The 4,148-nt window shown below is 26.3% G+C and carries 5 protein-coding genes; 1 reads left to right on the top strand and 4 read right to left on the bottom strand.

The features are described from left to right. Positions 1–11 precede the first annotated feature (11 nt). The 3 genes from A500_RS18765 to A500_RS18755 all read right to left on the bottom strand — a co-directional run bounded on the left by A500_RS18765 (position 12) and on the right by A500_RS18755 (position 1,834). Positions 12–221 (bottom strand): heavy-metal-associated domain-containing protein, encoded by a 210-nt coding sequence (locus tag A500_RS18765; RefSeq protein ID WP_016209156.1) that lies wholly within the window; start codon positions 219–221, stop codon positions 12–14. A 28-nt stretch (positions 222–249) separates the two neighbouring features. Continuing rightward, positions 250–516 (bottom strand): metal-sensing transcriptional repressor, encoded by a 267-nt coding sequence (locus A500_RS18760; RefSeq protein WP_016209155.1) that lies wholly within the window; start codon positions 514–516, stop codon positions 250–252. A gap of 175 nt (positions 517–691) precedes the next feature. Then, positions 692–1,834, bottom strand: a complete 1,143-nt coding sequence (locus A500_RS18755) for a tetratricopeptide repeat-containing glycosyltransferase family 2 protein (RefSeq protein WP_016209154.1) — start codon at positions 1,832–1,834, stop codon at positions 692–694. 229 nt (positions 1,835–2,063) lie between these two features. Here A500_RS18755 and A500_RS18750 point away from each other — a divergent pair, with 229 nt between their 5' ends. Continuing rightward, positions 2,064–3,350, top strand: a complete 1,287-nt coding sequence (locus A500_RS18750; RefSeq protein WP_016209153.1) for an NCS2 family permease — start codon at positions 2,064–2,066, stop codon at positions 3,348–3,350. Positions 3,351–3,402: 52 nt separating this feature from the next. Here the strand turns inward: A500_RS18750 and A500_RS18745 are convergent, their stop codons facing one another. Beyond that, positions 3,403–4,032: an NUDIX hydrolase gene (locus A500_RS18745; protein WP_016209152.1), complete on the bottom strand. Its 630-nt coding sequence runs from the start codon at positions 4,030–4,032 to the stop codon at positions 3,403–3,405. Between the last annotated feature and the right edge of the window lie 116 nt (positions 4,033–4,148).

Here is a 4,148-nt window from a genome sequence, read left to right as displayed (position 1 = left end):
TTTTTAAAAACTTACAAAGCTTCTATTGACATTACATCGTATCCAGCTTCATCAATTGCAGAAATTAATATAGTATCATCAATATCAGTATCAACTAAAGCAGCTTTTTCATTTAGATTTACTTCTAAAACTTTAACATTACTTAATTCTTCTAACGCCTCTTTTACATGAGCAACGCAATGTCCACAACTCATTCCTTCAATATTAATTTTTTTCTTCATAATAAATTCCTCCATATAAATTTTAATTTTATCTTGTTATTACCTTATCCAAAACCTTCATTATCTCATTGATTTTTTCATCGCCGTTACCATTTATAAAAGCATCCTTTACGCAATGAGATAAATGATTTTCTAAAATTATTAAATTAGCCTTTTTTAGCAACGATTGTGCTGCAAATATTTGATTAGAAATATCAATACAATACCTATCTTCTTCAATCATTTTAATAATTCCTTCTATTTGGCCTTTAGCTGTTTTTAATGACTGTAATGATTTTCTTTTTTCATCATTCATTTAATTTCATACCTCCCCCACCTCTAGGGTGTATTATAATTAAATTATAATATTTAAAAGATATTTGTCAACATTTGATTATACTAAATTTATATTAATAGTATTTATTTATAAATATATTCTATACAAAAAATTAAAAATCCTAAACTTTCTAAGTCTAGGATTTACGTTATAATCAAAAAAATCTAAATCTTCTATCTATTAACTTATAATCTAAATCTGGAATACTTCTTCCAAGTTCTTTAAATTTATTTTCAAGAAACTTTTTATTATGCTCAACCTTTGTCTTGTTACCACCATATAATAATGTTAATTCATTATAGTAATAAGCAGCTTCATAATCACCTAAAATTGAATAGCAAACGCATAGTTGAATGCTTGGTATCCATGTATAATAATCTCTATTATCTATCCCAAGGTTATCTTTTTCATGAATACATCCCATAGCAACCTTATACCAAAATATTGCTTGCTTTATTTGATTCTTGCTCATGAATATTTCTGCTAACCTACAACAAATATCTGCTCTTGGTACATCGAATTCAAAGGATTTTAAAATGATTTCTATTTTCTTCTCTGGCTTATTAGTAAAAGAATAACATTGGATCAAGTTTGCAATAGCAACTTTTTTGTCTTCTATCCACCCTAAATTACTTTCTAAAAATTTCTCATATTTTGTTATGGCTTCTTCATAGTATCCATTGTAATACAATTCATTTGAATAATAAAATAAGTCTCTAGTAGTAAATTCTACCCCAGAGGCCTCCATTTTTTTAAATATTTGTAAATTCCTGCTCCCGCTAGATTTTACTTTACCATGGTTTACGCAGACATTGCTATGAAAACTAACTCCTCCAACATCTAAATACTCATGAACTCTGCCAATCCATTTAAATCCATTTATTCTTTTAACTAATCTATTTCTTCTTAAAGAGTAAGTAGTTTGTCCATTTTCATCTCTAGTCAAAGAATATTCCATAGTTACCGTATCTACACTTCTATCTAATTGATCCTTTAAATCTTTAAAGTTATTAATATTTTCATCGTCTAAATAATCATCTCCATCTAACCAAAATATATATTCTTTAGTAGCTTTACTAAAAGAGAAATTTCTAGCAGCTGCGAAATCATCTATCCATTTGAAGTCATATATTTTAGAATTAAATTTTTTTGCTATCTCTTTTGTTTTATCAGTTGAGCCAGTGTCTACTATAATTATTTCGTCTACAATATCTTTTATAGAGGATAAACATCTTTCTAATGTTTTCTCTTCATCTTTAACTATCATACACAGGCTTATAGTAATTCTATTATTCAAAATAATCCTCCTTTATCTTATTAATAGATACTACATACTATGTTTTATTGAATAAATTTGTTGTAAGTTTATAAAAATATATTTAAAGATAAATTTTTGTCGTTTTATATATAAAATTTGACTTTACTCATTTCAACTATTTAAAATTAAAAATTAAATGTTATAATTATTTAGACATCAATAGATGCGGGTGGGTGAGGGATAAAGAAAAGAGGTTTTTACAGAAAGGATGGACAAATTATTTAAACTAAAAGAACATAAAACTAATTTTAAAACTGAGCTAATAGCTGGTTTAACTTCTTTTTTTGCTGCAGTATATATTATTGTAGTTAATGCTAGTATTTTAAGTGATGGAGGTATAGCACAAGAGCCACTAATTATTGCAACCGTACTTGCTTCATTTACAGGTTGCTTATTAGTTTCTTTGATGAGTAATACTCCACTTGTAATAATGCCAGGAATGGGAATTAATGCCCTATTTACTTATACAATAGTATTAAGTATGGGATTATCCTTTAATCAGGCACTAACAAGTGTTGTTATGGCTGGTATATTATTTTTAATTGTATCTATTACACCTTTATCTAAAATTCTAGATACATCTATACCTAATTCTTTAAAGGAATCAATAACTATAGGAATTGGATTATTTATTACATTCTTAGGTTTTCAAAAGGGTGGATTAATTATTCCTGATCCTTCTACAATGGTTAAAATAGGGTCACTTTCAGATCCAAAAGTAGTATTTTTTATAGCTATGTTTTTATTAACTGTTATACTATTTGCTAAAAATATTCCAGGAGGATTTTTAATAAGTATAGTTGTAGGAACAATTGCTGCTATATCATTAGGCTTTGTTAATGTATCTGAACTAACTTTTTCGCTTCCTAATTTTAGTGAATACAAAAGTATTTTTCTTAACTTAGACTTAAGTGCATTTTTTACTATTCCATTTTGGATTTCTACTTTTTCATTAACTTTAGTTTTAGTATTTGAAAATATAGGGTTATTACATGGACAGATTAACGGGTTGCTTAAAACTCCTGAAAAGCAAAATAAAGCTTTGAATGCAATAGCTTTATCTACTATAGCTTGTGGTTTATTCGGAACTAGCCCATCTGTTTCTACAGTTGAGGGAACAGCAGGTATAGCAGCTGGTGGAAAAACAGGCTTAACATCTCTTATATCAGGATTGTTACTTTTAATTTCATTAGTATTTATTCCATTTATAAACTTAATTCCAAATGAAGTAATTGCACCTATTTTAATAATAATAGGGAGTTTAATGATTAAGGGAATAGTTCATATTGATTTTAATGATATTTCAGAAGCAATACCATCTTTTTTAATTATTGTTCTAATTCCACTAACCTTTAGTATTGTAGATGGTATAGCATTTGGTTTTATTTCTTATACAATAATGAAACTTATAACAAAGAAAAAAGAGCAACTTTCTATAGTTATGTATATAATTTCTATTATATTTATAATATATTTCATACTTCATAGTATTTAAAAAGAGCTGCCTTATGGCAGCTTTTTTTAACTTTGCTTTTATAATAATATATCTAAAGTTTGTTTCTTAAACTGTTTAAAAAATCTTCTAATATTAATGCTGTTATTCCCCAAATAACATAATCTCTGTAAGTATAAAATAAAGATTTATATATTCCTTCTTTAAACTTGTAATTTTCACCTCCATTTATTAAATGAAATGGGAAACCTTCTGTTCTATTGACTAATACCTTATTATTTTCGATATGTGGTTGAATATTTAATAAATACTCTAATGGAACTGTAAATATATGGTCAACCTCATCTTTATTTATTTTTATATTATCAAAATTTTTAATATAGCCTAAAAAAGGATGGATTAATAAATTATAATGAGTTACTAATATATCAAGTGGACATATTATTTCAAAATCTTCTGATTGTAATCCTAACTCTTCACAAATTTCTCTAGAAACTGCTTCCTTTTGACTTTCATTAAAATCTATTTTACCTCCTGGAAATGAAATATCTCCAGGTTGGCTTCTCATATGCTTTGCTCTAACTTCAAAAACTATATTTATTCTGCTGTCTATTTCCACAATTAAAATAGCTACAGATGCTCTTTTCATATCTCTCCATCCATTTATATATGCTTTATTTTCTTTAAAGCTTTCAATGATATTATCTATAACTTTTATATTCATTTTTTACTCCCTTTAGTCTTTATAATATATATTTAAATTAATATCTTACGCAGCTAGAATAGTAGTATCTATTTTTTTATTATTAATCCTTATACTATAATATTATATAGATTGTT

It is taken from the genome of Clostridium sartagoforme AAU1 (assembly GCF_000401215.1).
Classification (GTDB): Bacteria; Bacillota; Clostridia; order Clostridiales; family Clostridiaceae; genus Clostridium; species Clostridium sartagoforme.
Note: the sequence above shows the minus strand (reverse complement) of the source record. Positions and strands in the feature narration are given on the sequence as shown.